Origin of the sequence: Flavobacterium sp. (assembly GCF_036405015.1) — a bacterium.
Taxonomy (GTDB): domain Bacteria; phylum Bacteroidota; class Bacteroidia; order Flavobacteriales; family Flavobacteriaceae; genus Flavobacterium.
Genome location: NZ_DASWYK010000213.1, coordinates 1 through 20,031, shown reverse-complemented (window position 1 = coordinate 20,031; position 20,031 = coordinate 1). Strand labels below are relative to the sequence as shown.

The following is a 20,031-nucleotide window of genomic DNA, read 5'->3' as shown; positions in this document are numbered from 1 at the left end:
ATTATTTTATAACAGTTATTGATCCTTTTTTTTCACCTGTGTCCGACTGAATGACATAGTAATAAACGGGATTTACATTTTTAAAATCTATATTGTTTTGAGGCCAATCGCCTTGATAATTTACAACATCCAAAACCATATCTCCATTCGAACTGATGATCATTACTTTGGTTGAGGCATTTTTGTATTCATCAGGAATATTCCAATATGGATTCATTCCGCTTAATTTTATGATATTCGGAATAACACTTGAAGGTCCAGACTCTCCATTAATTCTAAATGAAAACTCTTGGCTTGCAGTACATCCCGATACCTGAGAAATTTTTACTTTATAATTCCCTTTAACAGAAACTACATACGAACTTCCGGTTTCACCAGAAATAAGATTATTATTTAAATACCACTCAAAAGTTGGGGCCGCAGCATCTGTAGTAATATTTACGTTTAAAGTTTCTCCTTCACTTAATTTGTAGCCATCTTCAACATCAATACTGGCATCAAAGCCATTACTTTTAAGATCGATTGTTCCTGTAGCATTACAACCTCCAAAATCAACATCTACAGAATAAACTCCAGATTCATTAGTTGAATAAGTTCTATTGGTTGCACCAGTAATAATAGTTCCGTCTTTTTTCCATTGGTATTTGTTTGCCGATGTTGCCGTTAAAACCGTTCCTGATCCGCTTGCACAAAATGGGTTTCCTAAACTAGAACTAATAGTAACGCCAGAACCTCCACTTGAGGAGGTTACAGTTACACGGTTTGAACTAAAGTTTTCATCAAGACAACCACCATAATCTATCTGTGCAAAATAAATACCAGCAGCATTTACTGATAATGATGTTCCAGTTTGCCCAGAAATTAATACATCGTCTTTAAACCATTTATATTTTAAATTAGAAAAGGCTAAAGGCGTTGAAGGATTTTCTGCTGAAGCAGGATCTATTGCAAGTGTTAAACTACCACCAGCACAAAATGAAGCTGTTGCAGTTTTATTATTTATGAAGAAAGAATCTACATATGTACGATAGTAAATTGGAAATGATGTTACTCCATCAGAATTTCTAAATCTGGTACTAAAAGCAACAGTAGATCCAACACTTTTAACACGAAGGCTATAAGTATTTGATCCCTTTAAATTTGTTGGAATAGAAAATTTTATCGTTTGTTGTTGTGCAGTAGGATTATCAGAAACTGAAATCTTTGTAGTTGCAATTGGAGAGGTAAAGCTGCCTAAATCATCTGAAAGTTCTACTTCAAAAGTAGTTCCAGCCGGGAAATCGACATAACTAAAAGTAGCATTATATTCATTAAAAGGTTTGCCCTCGACAATTAGACCAGCACACATTCTTGGAAAACCAAGATTCTGCGGTACAATTGTCTGGGCATATCCTTTTGATTCAGCAAAAAAAAGTATGCCAAATAAAAGTAAACATTTTAAAAAAGATAAAGTAATTTTTTGAATCATATAGTGCGTGTTCTGGCTAAATCTATACGCTCAAAAAACAAAATATCTATGAATGTTTCTGAAAAATCATACTTATAGTTTTCGATAATATCTTTTGCAAGAATCGAAGTTGCTGTAAGAGATGAATCTTCTTTACAATCGTTTGATACTGTATTGGGTTCAGCTGCTATAGTAAGGCTGTCCTTGGGGGTGGACATCCCTACTATAAACTGATTAATATTGTCTGAACTGCTGTTTACTACAGCATTATTTGTATTGTTCTGATTTACGCTAATAAACGTTGTACAACTATCAGAATCAGCTTTAGTAGATTTTTCTGCTGTATTCTGGGCACAAACTGTTAAAATAGGCGCAATCAAAAATATTATATTAAAAAAATATTTTCTTGTAGATACCATTATGTTTTGATCTTTATTTGGGTCCGTTGTAGACGTACATAAATTGTGTCTGGGGACTTTATTAATAAAATTTACGCGTGGAAATAAAAATCGAAATCTATTTATCTATTTGCCGCTTGAAGCCGTGATTTTTCCTAACTGTAATCTGTAATCTGGTTTTTTAGGATTTGCAATATCAATGAATGTTTCATTGTTACTACTTTGAGAATAAACGTTAAAGAATACGCTATTTCCATACCAGCTCTCTAAATCTTCATTGTTAGAATTGTACTCTGTAAAGATGTTTCCGTTACATAAGTTAAAGTACATTTCTTCAAATTTGATTTTCTTAAGATTAGCATCGTTGATCTCAATTTTACTGTCTAATAAAACAGCAGGATTAAATCCAGAGATTACGCTACGTTTTAATTCAAGAGAAGCTGTTTCTGCAACATAAACACATTCTTTAACTAAACCAGCTTGGATATCAGCTTTGATATTTTCACTGTCATTAAGCATAGTAATATTTGTAGCAGCTACAAGAGTTTGTTTTTTTGTAAAGTCAGTTTCATTCTTTTTCTCATAAGATTTCACCTCCATACAACGAGATCCGTCTTTGTTACTAGACAAGTAAGAAGATCTAACTGCTAAAGAGTTGAATAAACGACATTGTACACCTTGTGTAAATTTAAAGTCGTCGTTGATAGATTTATAAGAAACTAATTTTGAAGCATTCACATCGCCACCGAAGAAAGCAAATGAATCACCTCCAGAATAGCTTACCATTACGTTGTCGATAATTGTTTTGCTACCAACTCCAGCAACAGTTAAACCATTAAAAGTATCTGCACCTTTCACTTTTTTACCTGCGAATTCGATTCTAACAAATCTTAAAATTCCAGAGTTTGATGCAACATTGTCTCCACCATAAGTAGTAAGAGTAGGATCAAGATCAAGGTTGTAAGAACCTACGTTTCCGAATTTGTTAATTGGAGCATCTCCAAGAACAACAATTCCACCCCAGTCTCCAGCTTTTTTCATGCTGCGGTTTGAAGTAAATACGATTGGATCTGTTTCTAAACCATCTGCAATAATTTGCGCACCTTTTGTAACTACCAATGTTCCTTTTGTTTCGAAATCACCAATAATTAAAGTTCCTGGTTCAATAGTTAAAACAGCATTGTTTGTAACATATACGTTTCCTTGCAAAACGTAGATATTTCTTTTCAGCAATTTAGTATTAACAGAAATGTTTCCTGCCAAAATTTGGTTTGCTTCTCCATAGTCCACTTTGTTAGGCTTAAATTCGGTCCAGTTATTCAACCAATTGTTGTAGCCCATAATTCCTTTCTCTTGTTGAGCACTCATACTCGTAACTGTCAAAAGAACGCAGATTAATTGAGTAATTTTTTTCATGATAAGGGGGTATTAGGTTTAAAAATAATTTGGGTATGCGTAAATGAAAAAACTCCTCCCGAGTTTTCTGAATCAGAATACTCGAGAATGAGTTTTTTTTTATTTTGTTTTTAAAAGCATTCACTTAGATTTTATCCATCTACGTAAAGACTTTGAAAAAGGTTTTAAAAAAAATTAATCATTTATTACATTTCGTTCAAATCGTTGAACTCGTGTAATGATTTCAATGTACTTTCGTAAAATAAAATAGCCGCAATTAAATTTCCTTTGTCAGAGTAAGGCATCATCTTTCTTTGAAAATCTACCGTAGTATCTAAGAAAGTTGAAGTCCCAACTGCCTGAGCATCTAAAACTTTTTTGTGATCGTTATCGTCTGGAATACCAAGGTCGGCCATAGTAACGCCAGGTTTTGTTACCAAAGCAATGTAAGGAAGCGTTTTCACTAAAACTTTGATACGCTCAATGTATAGCTCTAAAAGTTCCCCTTTTTGCATACCACTTAATTCTTTTTGATCATGGTATTTACGAATAAGAGCTGTTGTACTAATAATACTTCTTGGCGCGTTTTTAGCCTGTGCCGAAACGGCTGCAGTAGTTAAGATAAAAAGTGCACTTAGCAGAGTAATTTTCCCTTTCATAGATTCTTATTTATAATTGGTTGTTGATAAAAACAAAAATATAGAAATTAACTTAAACTCCAACTTTAATGGTTTATTTTTTCAAAAAAAAACCTTAAAAAAACCTTAAAAATCAGTCTTATGTCGAGAAAATGTGCGTTTTAACGTGCTTTTTGTTAAAATCGTTAAAATCAAATACGTAAGATTATCGCCATAAATAAATCGAATTCTTTCTTTTAAATAATAAAAAAAAACTTACGTTTAGTGCTCTATCGAAAAAAAATATTAACAAAAACATCTTGATATCTGCTCATCTTGAGCCATTTATTAACAAAATTGTGTTGAAGATGAACTAAAAAAAACTTGAAAAAGCATTTTAATTTTCAAAATTTTAAGTAACACAGAATCTTTAACTGGAAAATTTTTGACTACATCATTTTCTTCTATCTTTGTTCCATGCAATTTTCTCAAATATTAGGTCAAGATTACATCAAAAGCCACTTGACAAAAAGTGCTGCTTCTGGTAGAATTCCACATGCCCAATTGTTCGTTGGTCCGGAAGGAAGCGGTACGTTAATCACTGCCATTGCTTATGCCCAATATATTTTATGCGGCAACACAGGCGATGAAAATTCAAACGGAAACGATTCCTGCAATCTCAAGTTTGACAATATTTCACATCCCGATCTTCATTTCATTTATCCGACAGTTACTACCGAAGATGTTAAAACAAAACCGAAAAGTTTAGATTTCATTCAGGACTGGCGAAGCTTCATCCAAGAAATGCCTTACGGAGGTTTGTTTGACTGGTACAAAATTCTTGGCGTGCAAAACAAACAGGGAGAAATTCGTGTTGAAGACGCACAGGAAGTTTTAAAATCGCTTGCCCTAAAATCTTATGAAGGCGGATATAAAATCATGATTATCTGGATGGCCGATAAAATGAATATTGCGGCTTCCAATAAACTTTTAAAACTTTTAGAAGAACCTTCAGAAAAAACGATGTTTATTCTAATTTCTGAAAATGAAGAAGATATTATCCAAACCATACGTTCACGCTGTCAGGTAATTCATTTTAACGGACTTCCGGAAAAAGTAATTGCCGAAGCTTTGGTTTCGCAAGAAAATACAGATCCGAATCTGGCCAAAAAAATTGCTCATCAGGCACAAGGCAATTTCAATAAAGCCTTGCATTTGTTGAAAGAAGATGACGATGATCTTCCGTTTGAACAATGGTTTGTCAATTGGGTGCGCGCTGCTTTTAGAGCAAAAGGAAATGCTGCAGCCATTCAGGATTTAATTTCCTGGAGTGAGCAAATTGCAACGCTTGGACGCGAAAGCCAGAAAAAATTTATCCAATACTGTATCGAAATGTTCCGACAAGCACTTATGTTAAATTACCAAGCGTCAAGTCTGGTTTACATTGAGCCGAAAGTAGACAAATTTAAACTCGAAAATTTTGCTCCGTTTGTCAATGGAAATAATATTCATGAAATATTCAAAGAACTTTCAGATGCGATGTATCACATTGAAAGAAACGGAAATGCAAAAATTATCCTAACCGATTTATCGATCAAATTAACTCGTTTAATTCATAAAAAATAAACTTCAAAATGAACAATGTTGCCTCCATCTTAATTTTAGCTTTTCTAGCTTTAACTTTCTTACAGTCAGGTTATGAAAAAATATTTTATTGGAATGATAATGTGACTTGGCTAAAAGAACATTTTTCTAAAACGAAATTAAAAAATCACGTTCCGTTGGCATTAATGCATCTTTTAATTGTAGAATTAATTTCTGGAATTTTATGTGTTGTTGGAGGAATTCAATTATTTACAAATAATGGAAGAGAATTTGGATTATATGGCGCCATTTTTTCTTGTATTTCTTTGCTAATGATGCTTTTCGGACAAAGACTGGCAAAAGATTATGATGGAGCGAGAACCATCGTAATTTATTTCATACCAGCTGTAATAGCTGTTTATTGGTTGAATTAACCGATATTATATTTTAAAATTAGCCAGAGATTTTAAAGATTAAAATCTGATATAATCTGTGGCAAAAAAACAAATTTATATTCAAAAAAATGAATCCAAAACATCCTTCAGAATCTCTAACTATTTTAACTGATTTAGTTTTACCGAGCGAAACTAATCCTTTAAACAATCTTTTTGGTGGCGAATTATTAGCCCGAATGGATCGCGCGGCAAGTATTGCAGCCCGTAGACATTCACGCCGAATTGTAGTGACAGCTTCTGTAAATCACGTTGCTTTTAACAGAGCAATTTCGCTTGGAAGCGTTGTAACAGTAGAAGCAAAAGTTTCTAGATCTTTCAAAAGTTCAATGGAAGTATTTATTGATGTCTGGGTAGAAGATCGCGAATCTGGAAACAGAACAAAAGCAAACGAAGCCATTTATACTTTCGTCGCTGTTGACGATACGGGAAGACCAGTTGAAGTACCACCAATTGTACCCGAAACCGAATTAGAAATTCAGCGTTTTGATGCTGCTCTTCGTCGCAAACAATTGAGTTTACTTTTGGCAGGAAAGATAAAACCTTCTGATGCTACAGAATTAAAGGCTTTATTTCTATAGAACGATTTTGTGACAATTTGGAACAATCAAACTTCGAAAAAAGAAGTAATTTTACAAATTATAAAACAGATCAATACTTTTACGGAAGAATTTTCTTATTTTTATCCGCAAAGGCAAAATAATAATTTAGATATTTAAAAAAATGAGTTCAGACAAAGAAGCCAAATTAAAAGCGCTGCAATTAACGCTTGATAAACTTGACAAGACCTACGGAAAAGGAACCGTAATGAAAATGGGCGACAGAGCCATTGTAGAAGTAGAAACGATTTCTTCTGGCTCACTAGGTGTTGATTTAGCTCTTGGAGTTAATGGTTACCCAAAAGGAAGAATTATTGAAATATATGGTCCAGAATCTTCTGGAAAAACAACATTAACGCTTCACGCAATTGCAGAAGCTCAAAAAGCTGGTGGTATCGCTGCTTTCATCGATGCAGAGCACGCATTTGATAGAAACTATGCTGAAAAATTAAATGTTGATATCGAGAACTTAATCATTTCTCAACCAGATAACGGAGAGCAGGCTTTAGAAATTGCTGAAAACTTAATTCGTTCTGGAGCTATTGATATTGTGGTTATTGACTCTGTTGCTGCCTTGACTCCAAAAAGTGAAATTGAAGGTGAAATGGGAGATTCTAAAATGGGTCTTCACGCACGTTTGATGTCTCAGGCATTGAGAAAACTTACTGGAACTATCAGCAAAACAAATTGTACAGTATTTTTTATCAACCAGTTGCGTGAGAAAATTGGTGTTATGTTCGGAAATCCAGAAACTACAACTGGAGGTAATGCATTAAAATTCTACGCTTCTGTTCGTTTAGATATTCGTCGTTCTGCTCAAATTAAAGACGGTGAAAACGTAATTGGAAACAGAACAAAAGTTAAAATTGTTAAAAACAAAGTGGCGCCGCCTTTTAAAACTGCCGAATTCGACATTATGTATGGAGAAGGAGTTTCTAAAACAGGTGAAATCTTAGATTTAGCTGTTGAATTTGATATCGTTAAAAAAGCAGGATCTTGGTTTAGTTATGGTGATACAAAATTAGGACAAGGTCGTGACGCTGTTAAAACTTTGATTAAAGATAATCCAGAACTTGCTGAAGAACTGGAAATTAAAATTAAAGAACAGATCAAAGAATTAGCTGACGCTTAATCTCATATAAGTCAAAAAAGACTATTTCTGAGTCCGATAGATTTTCACAATCTATCGGGCTTTTTTTATTTCAAAAAAAATAAAAAATCAGACGCAACCTTTTTAAGAAACCAGCATCTTTATAAAAAAGCAGGTCTCAAAATTGATAAGCCATACATCAATTTGGAGTTTTTTTTAGAATTTACATTGGTTGGTTATTTGAACAAAAATCCGTTAGTAATTGGGTACTAACGGATTTTATCAAATATTTTTTACTTTTTTTATTTTCCCACGCAACCTTTTTTGTTTTTCTTCATCTATACTAATGTGACGTTAACTTGAGTTACTATTAAACTCTTTATTATCAACCATTAATATTTTTAACCATGAAAGAAAAAATAGAATTGTTGTACAATAAAAACCGAAGAAAAACCAAATTGAAATTTAAAAAAGTATTACGTTTTATTTCAGAAAAGATCATTCACAGATAACTTTTGAATAAAAATAGGGGGTTTTTAATTCAAAGAAAAGCCGGTAGATTGAATCAATCTACCGGCTTTTAAATTTACAGAATGTTGGTCTATTTAGTTTTTTGAAAATCTAATAAACCATTATAAATTATACTTCTAACCTGATCTTTGAGCTCTTTTCTATGATCAATAGTTACACCGTTTGTTTCTATAAAAGGAAGAATTCGCGCACGCATTCTACCAGGACTTCCACTTAAGAAAGTGTACGAAAAACGTTCTTTGTTATCTGGAAAAACAATTGGAACAATCGGAATTTGATGATCAATTGCCAATCTAAAAGCGCCGTCTTTAAACTCATCTAACAAAATACTTTCATCATCGGGAACGCCGCCTTCAGGAAAAATACAAATACTTAGACCTTGATTTAATCGACTCTGCGCTCTTTTAAAAACCTCATTTTTGCTTTTTGAAGAATTTCTATCCACCAAAATACAGGTTCGTTTGTAGAAAAATCCGAATAACGGAATTTTCACTAATTCTTTTTTCCCAACAAAAACAAAAGGATTTCTAATTAAGGCCAGCATAAGCATAATATCCGTCATCGAGGTATGATTGGCCACGATCATGTAACTTTTGCCTCTAATAAGCTTTTCTTCACGTTTAACGGTATAGTAAAAGCCCATTCCGAAAAGGATAAATTTTGCCCAGATTCGAGCCATTTTAAAAAAATACGGATATCCTTTTTCTGAGATAATAGAAATCAATAAAAACGGCAGCATAATCAATATCGGAACCGCCATTAAGACGTAAAACCAAATGCGCCAAAGAATCCAAAAAGCAATTTTAAATATTTTCATAGAATCAAATGTAATAAAACGGAAATAAATTTTAAACAAGAATTTGTGTGATCAATTATTTAACGCAAAGAGCACAGAGGATTTTCGCAAAGTTTAAGAAGTTTTCTTTGCTTTGCAATAAGTTCACAAAGCTATGTCTATAAATTATTTGCAACTCTTCTGATGCCATTTTTTAAAAGACTTTCGTTGAAATTTATAAGAAGGCCGAGTTTAAAATTTCCAAGTTTTAAATATGTTAATGTCTGAGCCAAATGGTTAAGGGTAAGCGATTCCACACTCTTTATTTCTATTAGTAATTTGTTTTCCACCAGTAAATCAATACGATATCCGCAGTTAAGCTTAACTTCTTCAAAAACTAACGGCAAAGCTTTCTCTTTTTCAACAAATAGGCCACGCTGATTTATTTTATAAAACAAACATTCTTTATAAACATTCTCTAATAAACCAGGTCCAAGTTTTTTGTGAATTTCAATGGCAAGTCCAATTACAACATTTGATATTTCGTTTTCTGACATATTAAAAATTAGTAAATTTATAAATATTTTCCTATAATATATCAATATCATTTATTTGGTGTAAAAGGAATTTTCAATTATTAATAAAGCTTTGTGAACTTATGGCAAAGCAAAAGTTAAAGACAAACATATCTTCCTTCCTTTGCGAAAATCCTTTGCGCTCTTTGCGTTAAAAATAAAGTGCTAAACTTCCTAAACTATGGAAAAAACACTTCCTTTTCTGTGTTATAAAGAAAAACCTATCCAACTTTGCGGTTAAAAAAAACATTCCGACATTTGCAATTAGTAAAAAATTGAGAATGGCAAAAATACTTACTGGCGTTCAAAGCACAGGAACACCGCATTTAGGAAATTTATTAGGCGCAATTATTCCAGCAATCGAATTATCAAATGATCCGGCAAACGAATCTTATTTGTTTATTGCTGATTTGCATTCAATTACTCAGATTAAAGACGGAAAAACTTTAAGAGATAATACTTACAGTACAGCAGCTGCTTGGCTTGCGTGTGGTTTAAATCCAGACAAAGTAACGTTCTACAGACAATCTGATGTGGTTCAAACTACTGAATTGACTTGGTATTTAAGCTGCTTCTTCCCTTTTCAAAGATTGACTTTAGCACATTCGTTTAAAGATAAAGCAGATCGTTTAGACGATGTTAACGCTGGTCTTTTTACTTATCCGATGTTAATGGCTGCCGATATTTTATTGTATGATGCTGAATTTGTTCCGGTTGGAAAAGATCAGTTACAGCATTTAGAAATTACGCGCGATGTGGCTTCTCGTTTCAATCACCAAATGGGTGAAACGTTTGTTCTTCCTGAAGCAAAAATTCAGGAAAATATTATGTTGATTCCAGGAACAAACGGAGGAAAAATGAGTAAATCTGCCAATAATATCATTAATATTTTTCTGGATGATAAAGCATTACGCAAACAAGTCATGAGTATTGAAACAGATAGTACTCCACTTGAAGATCCAAAAAATCCTGATACTTGTAACGCATTTGCTATTTATTCTTTGCTAGGGAACGAAGAACAAATTGCCCAAATGAGAGCCAACTATTTAGGCGGCAATTATGGTTATGGTCATGCGAAACAAGCTTTGTTTGAATTAATTACAGAAAAATTCAAAACAGAAAGAGAGAAATATAATTACTATATCAACAATTTGGAAGAAGTAGATGCTTTATTGAAAAAAGGTGCTTCAAAAGCTTCTGTTATTGCTGATGGCGTTTTAGCAAAAGTGAGAGAAGTTCTTGGTTTTGGAAAATAAAACTTAATTCACTTCCACATCAAAACAAAACGTTGATCAATTTAAAATTGGTCAACGTTTTTTATTTCAAGGCAAATATTTTTTCGTAACTTGATATAAATTAATCCTTTAAATAAAAAAAAGATGGATAAATATATTGAAAACTACGACGTTCCACCCTCTTTATTTCAAATCCTAAATATCATTTTTGGATTACTTCTGATTTACATTTTATATCGATTGTATAAACATTTCACTAAAAAATAAAAATAAGATTTTCTGCGTTAAATTACTTCAAAAAGTTTTCCAGGAAGTGGTCTTATAACACCTTTCAATTCCATATTGATTAAAATAGAAGACATTTTAAAAATTGGGAAATCACACTGAATTGCAATACTATCAAGTAATTCCTTTCCATTTAATTGAAGAAAATCATATACTTTTTGCTCTTCAGGTTCTAACTCAACAAAAAGCTGTTTCTGAATTGTTTTTGGCTTTTCCTTGATATCCCAATTTAACATATAAATCAAATCGGCAGCATTGGTTAAGACGTTTGCTTTTTGTGTTTTAATTAGACTATTACAACCTTGACTGTACTTGTCTGTGACTCTTCCTGGCACAGCAAATACATCACGATTATATTCATTTGCCATATTTGCTGTAATGAGTGATCCGCCTCTATCGGCAGATTCGATCACAATTGTTGCTTCAGTCATTCCAGCTACGATACGATTTCGACGAACAAACTTTTCTTTATCTGGATTAGAATCACTCCAAAACTCTGTTATAAAACCACCGTTTTCTTCCATTCTGGACATGTACTTTTTATGAGATTTGGGATAAATCTGATTCAGGCCATGAGCCAAAACACCAATCGTCTGAAGATTATAATCCATTGCTGCCTGATGAGCAACGATATCAACTCCATAGGCAAATCCGCTTACAATCACAGGATCTAAAGGCGCTAGATCTTCAATTAACTTTCGGCAAAACTCTGTTCCATAAGAAGTAATCTGCCTCGTTCCCACAATACTAATTATTCTCCTATTTTTAAAATCAATATTTCCCGCAGTAAAAATCAAAATAGGCGCATCAATACAATGTTTTAAGCGATCAGGATAACTTTCATCTTGAAAAAAAGAAACATCTATTTTATTATTTTTTATAAATAATAATTCTTTCTCGGCTTTTTCTAAAACCGTTTTATCTTTTAAATTTTTTAACAAAACTGCTCCAATTCCGTCTATTGCAGCAAGCTGACTATTTTTAGCAGCAAAAATGGATGATGCATCACCAAATGAACTCAATAATTTTTTTCCGATTATATCTCCCACTCCATCAATCTTTAGCAAAGCCAACAGATAAAATAATTCTTGATCGTTCATTATTTAAAACATTATGTAAAATAGAAAAATATTTTTATAAATTTTGACACGCAAATATCCATAAAACAAAGTAATTTCCTAATAAAAATAAAGACAAAAATTACAATAAATTTGCAATGAAGCACAAACATTGAGCTAAACATTTGAAAATTAAATACCTAAAAATAAATCTCAATTGTTAATAAAAATTGTGAATAAAATTTTGATAACTATGCTCGTTCCATAACTTTGCTATTATGAAAATCGAAGTATATATCTCTCAGTTATTGTATCGTTATCAGTGTGTAACGGTTCCAGGGTTTGGTGCGTTTTTAACCGAAATTCATTCGGCGCAACTTAATCAAAATACTAATTCGTTTTTTCCACCAAAAAAAACTCTTTCTTTCAATAGTCGTTTAAAAAACAATGACGGATTGTTAGCAAATCATATTGCTCAAGCAGAAAAAACTTCTTATGGTTTTGCTGTAAGTGCTATTGCATTTGAAGTTTTAAACTGGAAAAAAACATTAGAAGAAGATGGCGTAATTTCTTTAAAAAATATTGGAGAATTGCGTTTAAACTCTGAAAGTAATATCATTTTCACGCCAAACGATCAAACCAATTATCTTGCAACATCCTTCGGATTAAGTCCTTTTGTTTCTCCAATGGTGAAAAAAGAAGTGTTCGAGAAAAAAATCGAAAAGATTGCTGCAAAAGAAAAAGACGTTGTTTTATTAGATTCTAATGACGAAGAAACTAAATCTTCAAATCCTTTCTTGCGTTATGCTGCAATTCTTGTTTTAGGACTTGGAATTACAGGAAGTATTGGTTACCCATTATACCAAAATCAAATCGATAACCAAACTCTTGTTGTAGAACAAGCGGTTCAGAAAAAAGTTCAAAATAAAATTCAAGAAGCTACTTTCTTTATCAAAAGTCCACTTCCTGCAGTAACACTTTCTGTGGATTCTGCTAAAGTTGAAACTGCTGAACCAACTATGCCGTACCACATTATGGCTGGAGCATTTAGAAGTGAACAAAATGCAAGAAAAGCTTATAACCAATTGATTAAAGATGGTTTCAAAGCTAGAATGCTTGGAGAAAACAAACACGGTTTATTTCCGGTTTTATACGGAAGTTATGCTACTATGAAAGAAGCTGAACAAGCCCAAAGAGAAATTCAGAAAGGCGAAAATCCAGATGCTTGGATTTTAGTTGAAAATCTATAAAAATTAAAAAATCCGATTCAAAAGAATCGGATTTTTTTTGCTTCAAACTTATTTTTAAATGTTTACCGTGAAACAATTTTAGCAGTCTGAGAAAGAATTTCTTTTCCAGATTGCGAAACTGTTAATACCGCTGGTGGCGAGTCCTTTTCGCCCAAAACAATAAAATAACATTGGTATTTAAAATTCCCTTTTTTGAATTCGTAATAGTGGTTTCCTCCTGTTCCGTCTGCTACAAAAATCCCTTTTTCGATTACAAGATCTGGAGTATCAGTCATTTTCTTTTTGATTGACCAGGAAGCGTAGCGATAATTATCATTTCCCAAATCATCAATTCTGATTCTGAATTTTGAAGTTTCAAGAATTGCAACAGGTTCTTTAAAATTTGAAATCGAAGTATTTACGCTTTTTTTCTGTTCCGCGATTAACGAATTTTTCAGTTTTAATTCTTCTTCCGATTGGTTGTTGATGCTGATAATTCTTCCATCAATATCTATCCACATATCTCCTCGATTCAACATGATTCCGCGCCAACCTACTTCTGACCAATCTTTTGCAGGATCCGATTTTGTAATTTTCTCAATCAAAACTTTATCAAAAATTTGGTTGTATCTTTTTATAAAATCAGCGTTGTCTTTTACCGAAGGAATTGGATAATCCCTTTTAAAAGGAAATTTTATTCGTTTCGAAATCGCTTCTTTGTCTCCCGTTTTAACTTCCTGAATAAATTTTGAAATAAATTTTTGGTATTCAGGTTTCAAATCTTGCGCCTGTAAAAATGGCGAATTAAAGATCAAAATCGCTAGAAATATTTTTATATTTTTCATATCAAAATCAAGTTAATGCATTATTAATTAAAACTTTGAAAAACAAAAAGTATTGTTTCACGTAGGACGTTCATAAAAATTAATTGATACTTGCTTTAAACATTTTTAACTCGTCCCAGGTAAATTCATCTCCATATTTTTCTTTCAAAGGACTCAGCGATTCTTCTTGATAAAACTGGAATGCTTCTCGCAAAGCCAAAATTTTATCATAAGGCAAAACATCATCGATTTCTATTTTTTTCGCTTGAATCAATCTTACTAAATGCCCTTCAATAGTCTGAACGTTTAATTTTCGCATTCTTGCAATATCTTCAACAGAATATTTCTCCAGCCACAAATCGTATGTTTCTTCGACTGTCGTTTTTTTAGCCGTTTTAAGCTCGTTTTTCTCCGTCTTAGGTGATTTGTATCGAACGACGGGTTCTTCGGTTCTAAAAATGTCTGTATTTGTTGTTCTCAGCTCTTCCCTTATTCTTTCCGCTTTGTTGGTTTTGTAATTTTTAATATTTGGCGACGTTAGCTTTTCTTTACTGATCTCTTCTCCGGCAACGACAACTTCAATCAACAATTTAGCTTTCATCAGTCGCAAAACAGCTTTTGTTTGAAGATCTTCTAGAAAATTAAGCTCTTCGTAGAATTCTTTTACTTTTTTAAATTTTTGAATTTCAGCTATTTTGTAAATCAGATCATCGACCAATTTGTCCATTTGTTTGAAGAAATAATCGTAGGCCGCATCTACCCTTTCTTTCACAAAAAACAAATCGACCGTTTCTTTGATGAAAATTTTGTTGAGTTGCGAAATGAATTTCTGCGAAGGATCTAAAAGTTGCTCTATGATTTCCATTCGTTTATGTGCCCAAGTTGCATGTTTCGATTTTTCTGAACCAGCCGCATTTTCATTATAGCTAAAACGATGATTTCGCCATTCTTGCGCCAATTCTCCCCAATTAAAACTGTTAACCAAATAGTTATGAATAAAATTTTTGGTTTCAAAGTGAAGTGCTTTCTCTAAAGTTTCTTCCGTTGCTCTATTCAAAGCGTAATCCATCACATCTTGGTCGTTGGAAATACCATTCATCTGCATCGGAGAAAGCAAAATAAGCCCGTTTAACGAACGTAAACGCGAAAGTGCCACATAGGCCTGCCCGGGTAGAAAAACTTGCGATACATCAAGCGCTGCTTTGTCAAAAGTCAACCCTTGACTTTTATGCACTGTAATCGCCCAGGCCAACTTGATTGGGTAGTGAGCAAAAGTTCCTAAAACTTCTTCTTCAATATCTTTAGTTTGTTCGTTGACTTTGTATCGGATATTTTTCCATTCGTACTTTTCAACTTCAAGTGTCATGTTCTCTTCTGGAAAATGAACAAAGATTTCTTCGTCTGAAAGCGATTTGATTACGCCCATCTTTCCGTTGAAATATCTTTTCTCAAAAGACAGATCATTTTTGACGAACATGATCTGTGCGCCTACTTTCAATTTCAGTTCTTCTTCGACTGGAAAGATCTTTTCTGGAAAATCTCCCACTACAAATGGCGTATAAACGTATTCCTTTCCATCTAAATCATTGATTGACTGTGAGTTGATTGAATCTGCTTTAGCATTATGCGTTGTCAACGTGATATATCCTTTGTTCTCTTTGAAGTCAAAATCAGGCTTAACATATTGATTTAGAATAGCTATGTCTTCTGGAGTGATCTGATTATTTCGAAGATTGTTCAAAACCGAGATAAAGGCATCATCGGTCTGGCGATAGATTTTTGACAATTCGATATAAATCGGCGGATACGTTTGGAGAACATGTGAATGAAAAAAGAATTTTCCGCGGTAATAGTTTTTCAATGTGCGCCATTCTTCATCACGAATCACGGGCGGTAACTGAAGCAAATCTCCAATAAACAAAACTTGAACTCCGCCAAAAGGTTGTGTGTTTCTTCGAACAGTCTGCATCATAAAGTCGACTGCATCCAACAAATCGGCACGCATCATACTGACTTCATCAATAACCAGAAGCTCCATGTTTTTGATAACATTTCGCTTCACATTATTCATTTTGAAATGACGACGCAAAGATTCTTTATTCTCAAACTTCACCGTTTCTGTGAATTGTGCACTTACATCGTACGACGGAATAAAAGCAGAAAATGGCAACTGAAACATCGAGTGAATTGTAACGCCGCCCGCATTCAAAGCTGCAATTCCTGTTGGTGCTACCACTACAGTATTTTTGTGTGTTGTTGCAATGATTTCGCGTAAAAGTGTAGTTTTTCCAGTTCCAGCTTTTCCCGTAAGGAAAATAGATTTTTGCGTCTGATTGATGAATTGTAGAGTGTAAGCTGCCGCTTCTGAAACGTTTTGCATTTGACTTGTATTAAAAAATAAAATTACCGCATTTTTATAAAAAGAAAAAACCTAAATCTTAGTGGATTTAGGTTTTCAGTAATTTAGTTAGTTTGGTAGTTTTTTATTTTTTTGCTTCACCTTCTTTAGTTTCAGCTGCTGGTTTTGCATCTGCTTTAGGTGCTGCTTTGTATTTATCGTTTAATTCTTTGATAATCTCTTTTGTGATATCATATTTTTCTTCAGCATACAAAACTGTTGCAGCATCTCCAGTTCCGTAGATGTAAGAGTAACCGTTTTTCTTTCCGTATTCTTTGATGAATTTTTTAACTCCACTAACAAGAGAATCCATTTCTACACCACTTTCTTGTTGTAGTTGTTGTGCTAATGCTTGTTGAGCGTAACCTAATTGCTGCTCTCTTTTTTGCAATTCAGCACCTCTTTGCTGTGCCCAAGCTTGACCGTTTGCTTGTGCTTGACTTTGAAAACTAGCAGCGTCTTGTTTAAAACGTGAAATCTCAGCTTGTAATTGTCTACCTTTTTCTTCCGCTTGAGCTTTGTACTTTGCCTCTAAATCTTTTGCCTCAGTGTATTCTTTCATCAAAACCGAAGTATCCACGTAAGCTGTTTTTACTTCCTTTACCTCTGCTGTTTTGTTACAAGAAACTGCGAAAACTGAAAGTGCGATAATAACTAATGCTTTTTTCATTTTTTTAAATTCTATTTTTTTAAGTATGAAAGACAAAAATATAAAAAATTCAATAGGATTAACATAAACTTTAAAAAATGCACAAATTTTATGATATTGTTTTTATTTATAGAAAAAATAATAGCAATAACCGGTCGCTATTGCACTAAAATCAGGATTTTTTGGTGATTTTTCTAAATAAAAAAGCCATTTCATCAGAAACGAATGAAATGGCTTTTTAGTATAATTTACTCTTTTATTTGTTTTTTAAAACATAAATATGAGATGAATATTCTTTTGAACTTTTTGCTTTCCAATTTGATTTCAAACCAACCAAAAAAGCTTTAATGTAATTCATTTTTCCTGATTTATATTTTTCAGATAAAAGACTCACATAAAACGAATCAAACTTCATTGGAAGTATTTTTTCCAATTTCATGTTTACTCTTTCAAAAAGCAATTGAATCGATTTTTTTGAAAAATGCCAAAAGTGAATCGGCACATCATAAGCAGCCCAATAAGTTTGATAATGATTTGCATCAAACGATTTATAATTTGGAACCGCAACAATTAATGTTCCAGTTGGTTTTAATAAACGCTTCAATTCCTGGATCTGATGTTCCAAATCTGGAACGTGTTCTAAAACGTGCCACATTGTAATTACATCCAAAGAATTATTTTCTAAAGCGCTAATTTCTTCAACAAATGAAATCCCTTTTTGCTTTGCAATATTCTTTGCACGATCACTTGGTTCTACTCCAATCGTTTCCCAACCGTTATTTTTTGCAGTTAAAAGAAAATCGCCAGTTCCAGCTCCAATATCCAGCAGTTTACCTTTTTGGGGTTGTTCTGCATTAATTAGATTTAATTTATTCTGAAGCGCAATATTTTTTACAAAATGGTAAGCTTTTTCAAATAGTGAACGTTTGTTGTCTGTATGCGAAATATAATCTTCACTTTCGTAATATTTACCTAAATTTTGAAGTTCGGGTTGTGGAGAAGTAATCAACATGTCTAATTCTTCATCATAATACAAATCGAAAATTTCTTTTGAAACAGAATGGTCTTTTACGGTAAGAAAGTGTTTTTTGTTTAAAACGTCCATTTTTAAAATTCTAGTATTGGTTTAATTTATAGCAAATCCTAAAAACGAAATTATATCATTTTTAGGATTCTTATTTTACTTTTTGTTATTTTTTCCAGTTTATCTTTACAGCTGAAATTTTCTCGTTTTCAATTCTTGTATTTTCTAACACTGAAAAATCATTTAAAATATAAAACTGCACTGGCGAAATATATTTTTGCTGATTTCTTTTTACATCATTTTCATGATCGATAACCCAACCATTTAAATCTGCATTATACTTTTTTAATTCTTCTAATAAAATTCTTCCATATCCTTTTCCTTGAAATTGATAATTCAACATTATTGCAAACCAAATTTCATTGTCACGAAAAAAGGTATAAGCCCAACCTTGAATTTCATTTTTATCATCAATCAACACATAATTCTTTTGTTGTGTAATTGTATTGCAATACAATTCGAATTCTTCAAGAGTTTCATGCCCAAATTGAATTGGATATTCATTGTTACGAAGTTGCCACAATTGTTCTTTTTCTTCTTTTGAAAAAACGTCTTTTTGTACAACTTTCATATTGATTCGATGTATTTTTTATAAAAAGGTTTCACGTGGAACATTTTTTAGTATTCAGTCACAGTCTCCAGTCTCAGTAAAACTGAATACTAAAAACTGCGACTGTAAACTTTTTATCTTCCCATATAAATCAAAAGCACGGAAATATCACTTGGTGATACTCCGCTGATTCTTGAAGCTTGAGAAATGGTTACAGGACGAATCTTGCTTAATTTCTGTTTTGCTTCAATAGACATTGATTTGATTTTGTTATAATCAAAATTGTCTGGAATTTTTACTTCTTCCAAACGATTCAACTTATCTGCATTATTTCTTTCCTTTTCGATATATCCAGAATATTTCACCTGAATTACGGCTTGTTCTACAATTTCTTCGTCAAGTTGATTCTCTTCAATATAAGCCGAAACTTTTTCAAACTTCAACATATCCTCTAATTCAATTTGCGGACGAGAGAAAATCTTAAACATTTTATCTCCTTGCGAAATCGGTGCAGATTCTTTTGCTTCTAGTATCGGATTGGTTTCTGCAATCGTTACACTTGTTTCCTTGAAGAAAGAAACCATCTTTTCAGATTCGTTAAGTTTCTTTTCCATTCTTCGTAAACGAGCTTCAGAAGCTAAACCAATTTCGTATGACATTGGAGTCAATCTGAAATCGGCATTATCTTGGCGCAACAAAGTTCTATATTCTGCTCTTGATGTAAACATACGATATGGTTCTTCTGTTCCTTTCGTAATCAAGTCATCAATTAAAACTCCGATGTATGCTTCGTCACGTTTTAAAATTAATGGATCTTTTTCATGAACTTTTAAGTGAGCATTTATTCCAGCCATCAAACCTTGAGAAGCTGCTTCTTCATATCCTGTCGTTCCGTTTATTTGTCCAGCGAAATACAATCCTTCAACTAGCTTCGTTTCCAAAGTATGTTTCAATTGTGTTGGCGGAAAGAAATCATATTCTATAGCATAACCAGGTCTGAAGAATTTTACATTCTCAAAACCTGCTACAGAACGAAGCGCTTTAAATTGAATATCTTCTGGAAGAGAAGTTGAAAATCCGTTTACGTAAACTTCGCAAGTATTCCATCCTTCTGGCTCCACAAATAATTGATGACGCTCTTTATCTGCAAAACGATTTATTTTATCTTCAATTGAAGGACAATATCTCGGACCTAAACTTTTGATTCTTCCGTTGAACATTGGAGAACGATCAAATCCTTCTCTCAAAATATCATG

19 protein-coding genes are annotated in these 20,031 nt (G+C 32.9%); 6 read left to right on the top strand and 13 right to left on the bottom strand.

Going from position 1 to position 20,031, the window contains the following annotated elements; genetic code table 11:
- Position 1: 1 nt before the first annotated feature.
- From sprC to VGE71_RS18325, 4 genes are all read right to left on the bottom strand, one after another.
- The gene (sprC, locus tag VGE71_RS18340; protein ID WP_331139608.1) at positions 2 to 1,468 is read right to left on the bottom strand and encodes a gliding motility protein SprC; all 1,467 of its coding nucleotides are present in this window, start codon (positions 1,466 to 1,468) and stop codon (positions 2 to 4) included.
- Positions 1,465 to 1,866, bottom strand: a complete 402-nt coding sequence (locus VGE71_RS18335; protein ID WP_331139607.1) for a hypothetical protein — start codon at positions 1,864 to 1,866, stop codon at positions 1,465 to 1,467. The genes sprC and VGE71_RS18335 overlap by 4 nt, the downstream gene beginning before the upstream one ends.
- Positions 1,867 to 1,971: 105 nt before the next feature.
- Complete coding sequence (locus VGE71_RS18330; protein ID WP_331139606.1) at positions 1,972 to 3,261, bottom strand: hypothetical protein; 1,290 nt, start codon at positions 3,259 to 3,261, stop codon at positions 1,972 to 1,974.
- Positions 3,262 to 3,446: 185 nt separating this feature from the next.
- Positions 3,447 to 3,899 (bottom strand): hypothetical protein, encoded by a 453-nt coding sequence (locus VGE71_RS18325; RefSeq protein WP_331139605.1) that lies wholly within the window; start codon positions 3,897 to 3,899, stop codon positions 3,447 to 3,449.
- Positions 3,900 to 4,334: 435 nt separating this feature from the next.
- On the opposite strand from VGE71_RS18325, the gene VGE71_RS18320 reads away from it, so the two are divergent.
- The 4 genes from VGE71_RS18320 to recA all read left to right on the top strand — a co-directional run bounded on the left by VGE71_RS18320 (position 4,335) and on the right by recA (position 7,624).
- Entirely contained in the window at positions 4,335 to 5,483 is a 1,149-nt protein-coding gene (locus VGE71_RS18320; protein ID WP_331139604.1) for a DNA polymerase III subunit delta', read from the top strand.
- An 8-nt stretch (positions 5,484 to 5,491) separates the two neighbouring features.
- Positions 5,492 to 5,875, top strand: a complete 384-nt coding sequence (locus VGE71_RS18315; RefSeq protein WP_331139603.1) for a DoxX family protein — start codon at positions 5,492 to 5,494, stop codon at positions 5,873 to 5,875.
- Between the two features lie 89 nt (positions 5,876 to 5,964).
- Positions 5,965 to 6,474: an acyl-CoA thioesterase gene (locus tag VGE71_RS18310; protein WP_091490696.1), complete on the top strand. Its 510-nt coding sequence runs from the start codon at positions 5,965 to 5,967 to the stop codon at positions 6,472 to 6,474.
- Between the two features lie 142 nt (positions 6,475 to 6,616).
- Positions 6,617 to 7,624, top strand: coding sequence for a recombinase RecA (gene recA / locus VGE71_RS18305; RefSeq protein WP_331139602.1), 1,008 nt, complete (start codon positions 6,617 to 6,619; stop codon positions 7,622 to 7,624).
- Positions 7,625 to 8,183: 559 nt separating this feature from the next.
- On the opposite strand, the gene VGE71_RS18300 is transcribed toward recA, so the two are convergent.
- Both VGE71_RS18300 and VGE71_RS18295 read right to left on the bottom strand, forming a co-directional pair.
- Complete coding sequence (locus VGE71_RS18300) at positions 8,184 to 8,930, bottom strand: lysophospholipid acyltransferase family protein (protein ID WP_331139601.1); 747 nt, start codon at positions 8,928 to 8,930, stop codon at positions 8,184 to 8,186.
- Positions 8,931 to 9,067: 137 nt separating this feature from the next.
- Entirely contained in the window at positions 9,068 to 9,445 is a 378-nt protein-coding gene (locus tag VGE71_RS18295) for a GxxExxY protein (RefSeq protein ID WP_331139600.1), read from the bottom strand.
- Positions 9,446 to 9,744: 299 nt separating this feature from the next.
- Here VGE71_RS18295 and trpS point away from each other — a divergent pair, with 299 nt between their 5' ends.
- Positions 9,745 to 10,719 carry a tryptophan--tRNA ligase gene (gene trpS / locus VGE71_RS18290; RefSeq protein WP_331139599.1) on the top strand — a complete coding sequence of 325 codons (975 nt, stop codon included), beginning with the start codon at positions 9,745 to 9,747 and terminating at the stop codon, positions 10,717 to 10,719.
- A gap of 263 nt (positions 10,720 to 10,982) precedes the next feature.
- Here trpS and dprA read toward each other — a convergent pair whose 3' ends face one another.
- A complete protein-coding gene (dprA, locus tag VGE71_RS18285; RefSeq protein ID WP_331139598.1) occupies positions 10,983 to 12,083 on the bottom strand; it encodes a DNA-processing protein DprA in 1,101 nt (366 codons plus the stop codon).
- A 236-nt stretch (positions 12,084 to 12,319) separates the two neighbouring features.
- Here dprA and VGE71_RS18280 point away from each other — a divergent pair, with 236 nt between their 5' ends.
- Positions 12,320 to 13,291: an SPOR domain-containing protein gene (locus tag VGE71_RS18280; RefSeq protein WP_331139597.1), complete on the top strand. Its 972-nt coding sequence runs from the start codon at positions 12,320 to 12,322 to the stop codon at positions 13,289 to 13,291.
- A 62-nt stretch (positions 13,292 to 13,353) separates the two neighbouring features.
- On the opposite strand, the gene VGE71_RS18275 is transcribed toward VGE71_RS18280, so the two are convergent.
- From VGE71_RS18275 to VGE71_RS18250, 6 genes are all read right to left on the bottom strand, one after another.
- Positions 13,354 to 14,115 (bottom strand): hypothetical protein, encoded by a 762-nt coding sequence (locus VGE71_RS18275; protein ID WP_331139596.1) that lies wholly within the window; start codon positions 14,113 to 14,115, stop codon positions 13,354 to 13,356.
- A gap of 79 nt (positions 14,116 to 14,194) precedes the next feature.
- Positions 14,195 to 16,474, bottom strand: a complete 2,280-nt coding sequence (locus VGE71_RS18270) for a helix-turn-helix domain-containing protein (protein WP_331139595.1) — start codon at positions 16,472 to 16,474, stop codon at positions 14,195 to 14,197.
- Positions 16,475 to 16,577: 103 nt separating this feature from the next.
- On the bottom strand, positions 16,578 to 17,162 hold the full coding sequence (locus VGE71_RS18265) for an OmpH family outer membrane protein (RefSeq protein ID WP_331139594.1): 585 nt from the start codon (positions 17,160 to 17,162) through the stop codon (positions 16,578 to 16,580).
- 235 nt (positions 17,163 to 17,397) lie between these two features.
- Entirely contained in the window at positions 17,398 to 18,246 is an 849-nt protein-coding gene (locus VGE71_RS18260) for a class I SAM-dependent methyltransferase (RefSeq protein WP_331139593.1), read from the bottom strand.
- A gap of 85 nt (positions 18,247 to 18,331) precedes the next feature.
- Positions 18,332 to 18,796: a GNAT family N-acetyltransferase gene (locus VGE71_RS18255; protein WP_331139592.1), complete on the bottom strand. Its 465-nt coding sequence runs from the start codon at positions 18,794 to 18,796 to the stop codon at positions 18,332 to 18,334.
- Between the two features lie 113 nt (positions 18,797 to 18,909).
- On the bottom strand, positions 18,910 to 20,031 hold a 1,122-nt coding region (locus tag VGE71_RS18250; RefSeq protein ID WP_331139591.1), incomplete at its 5' end, for an FAD-dependent oxidoreductase.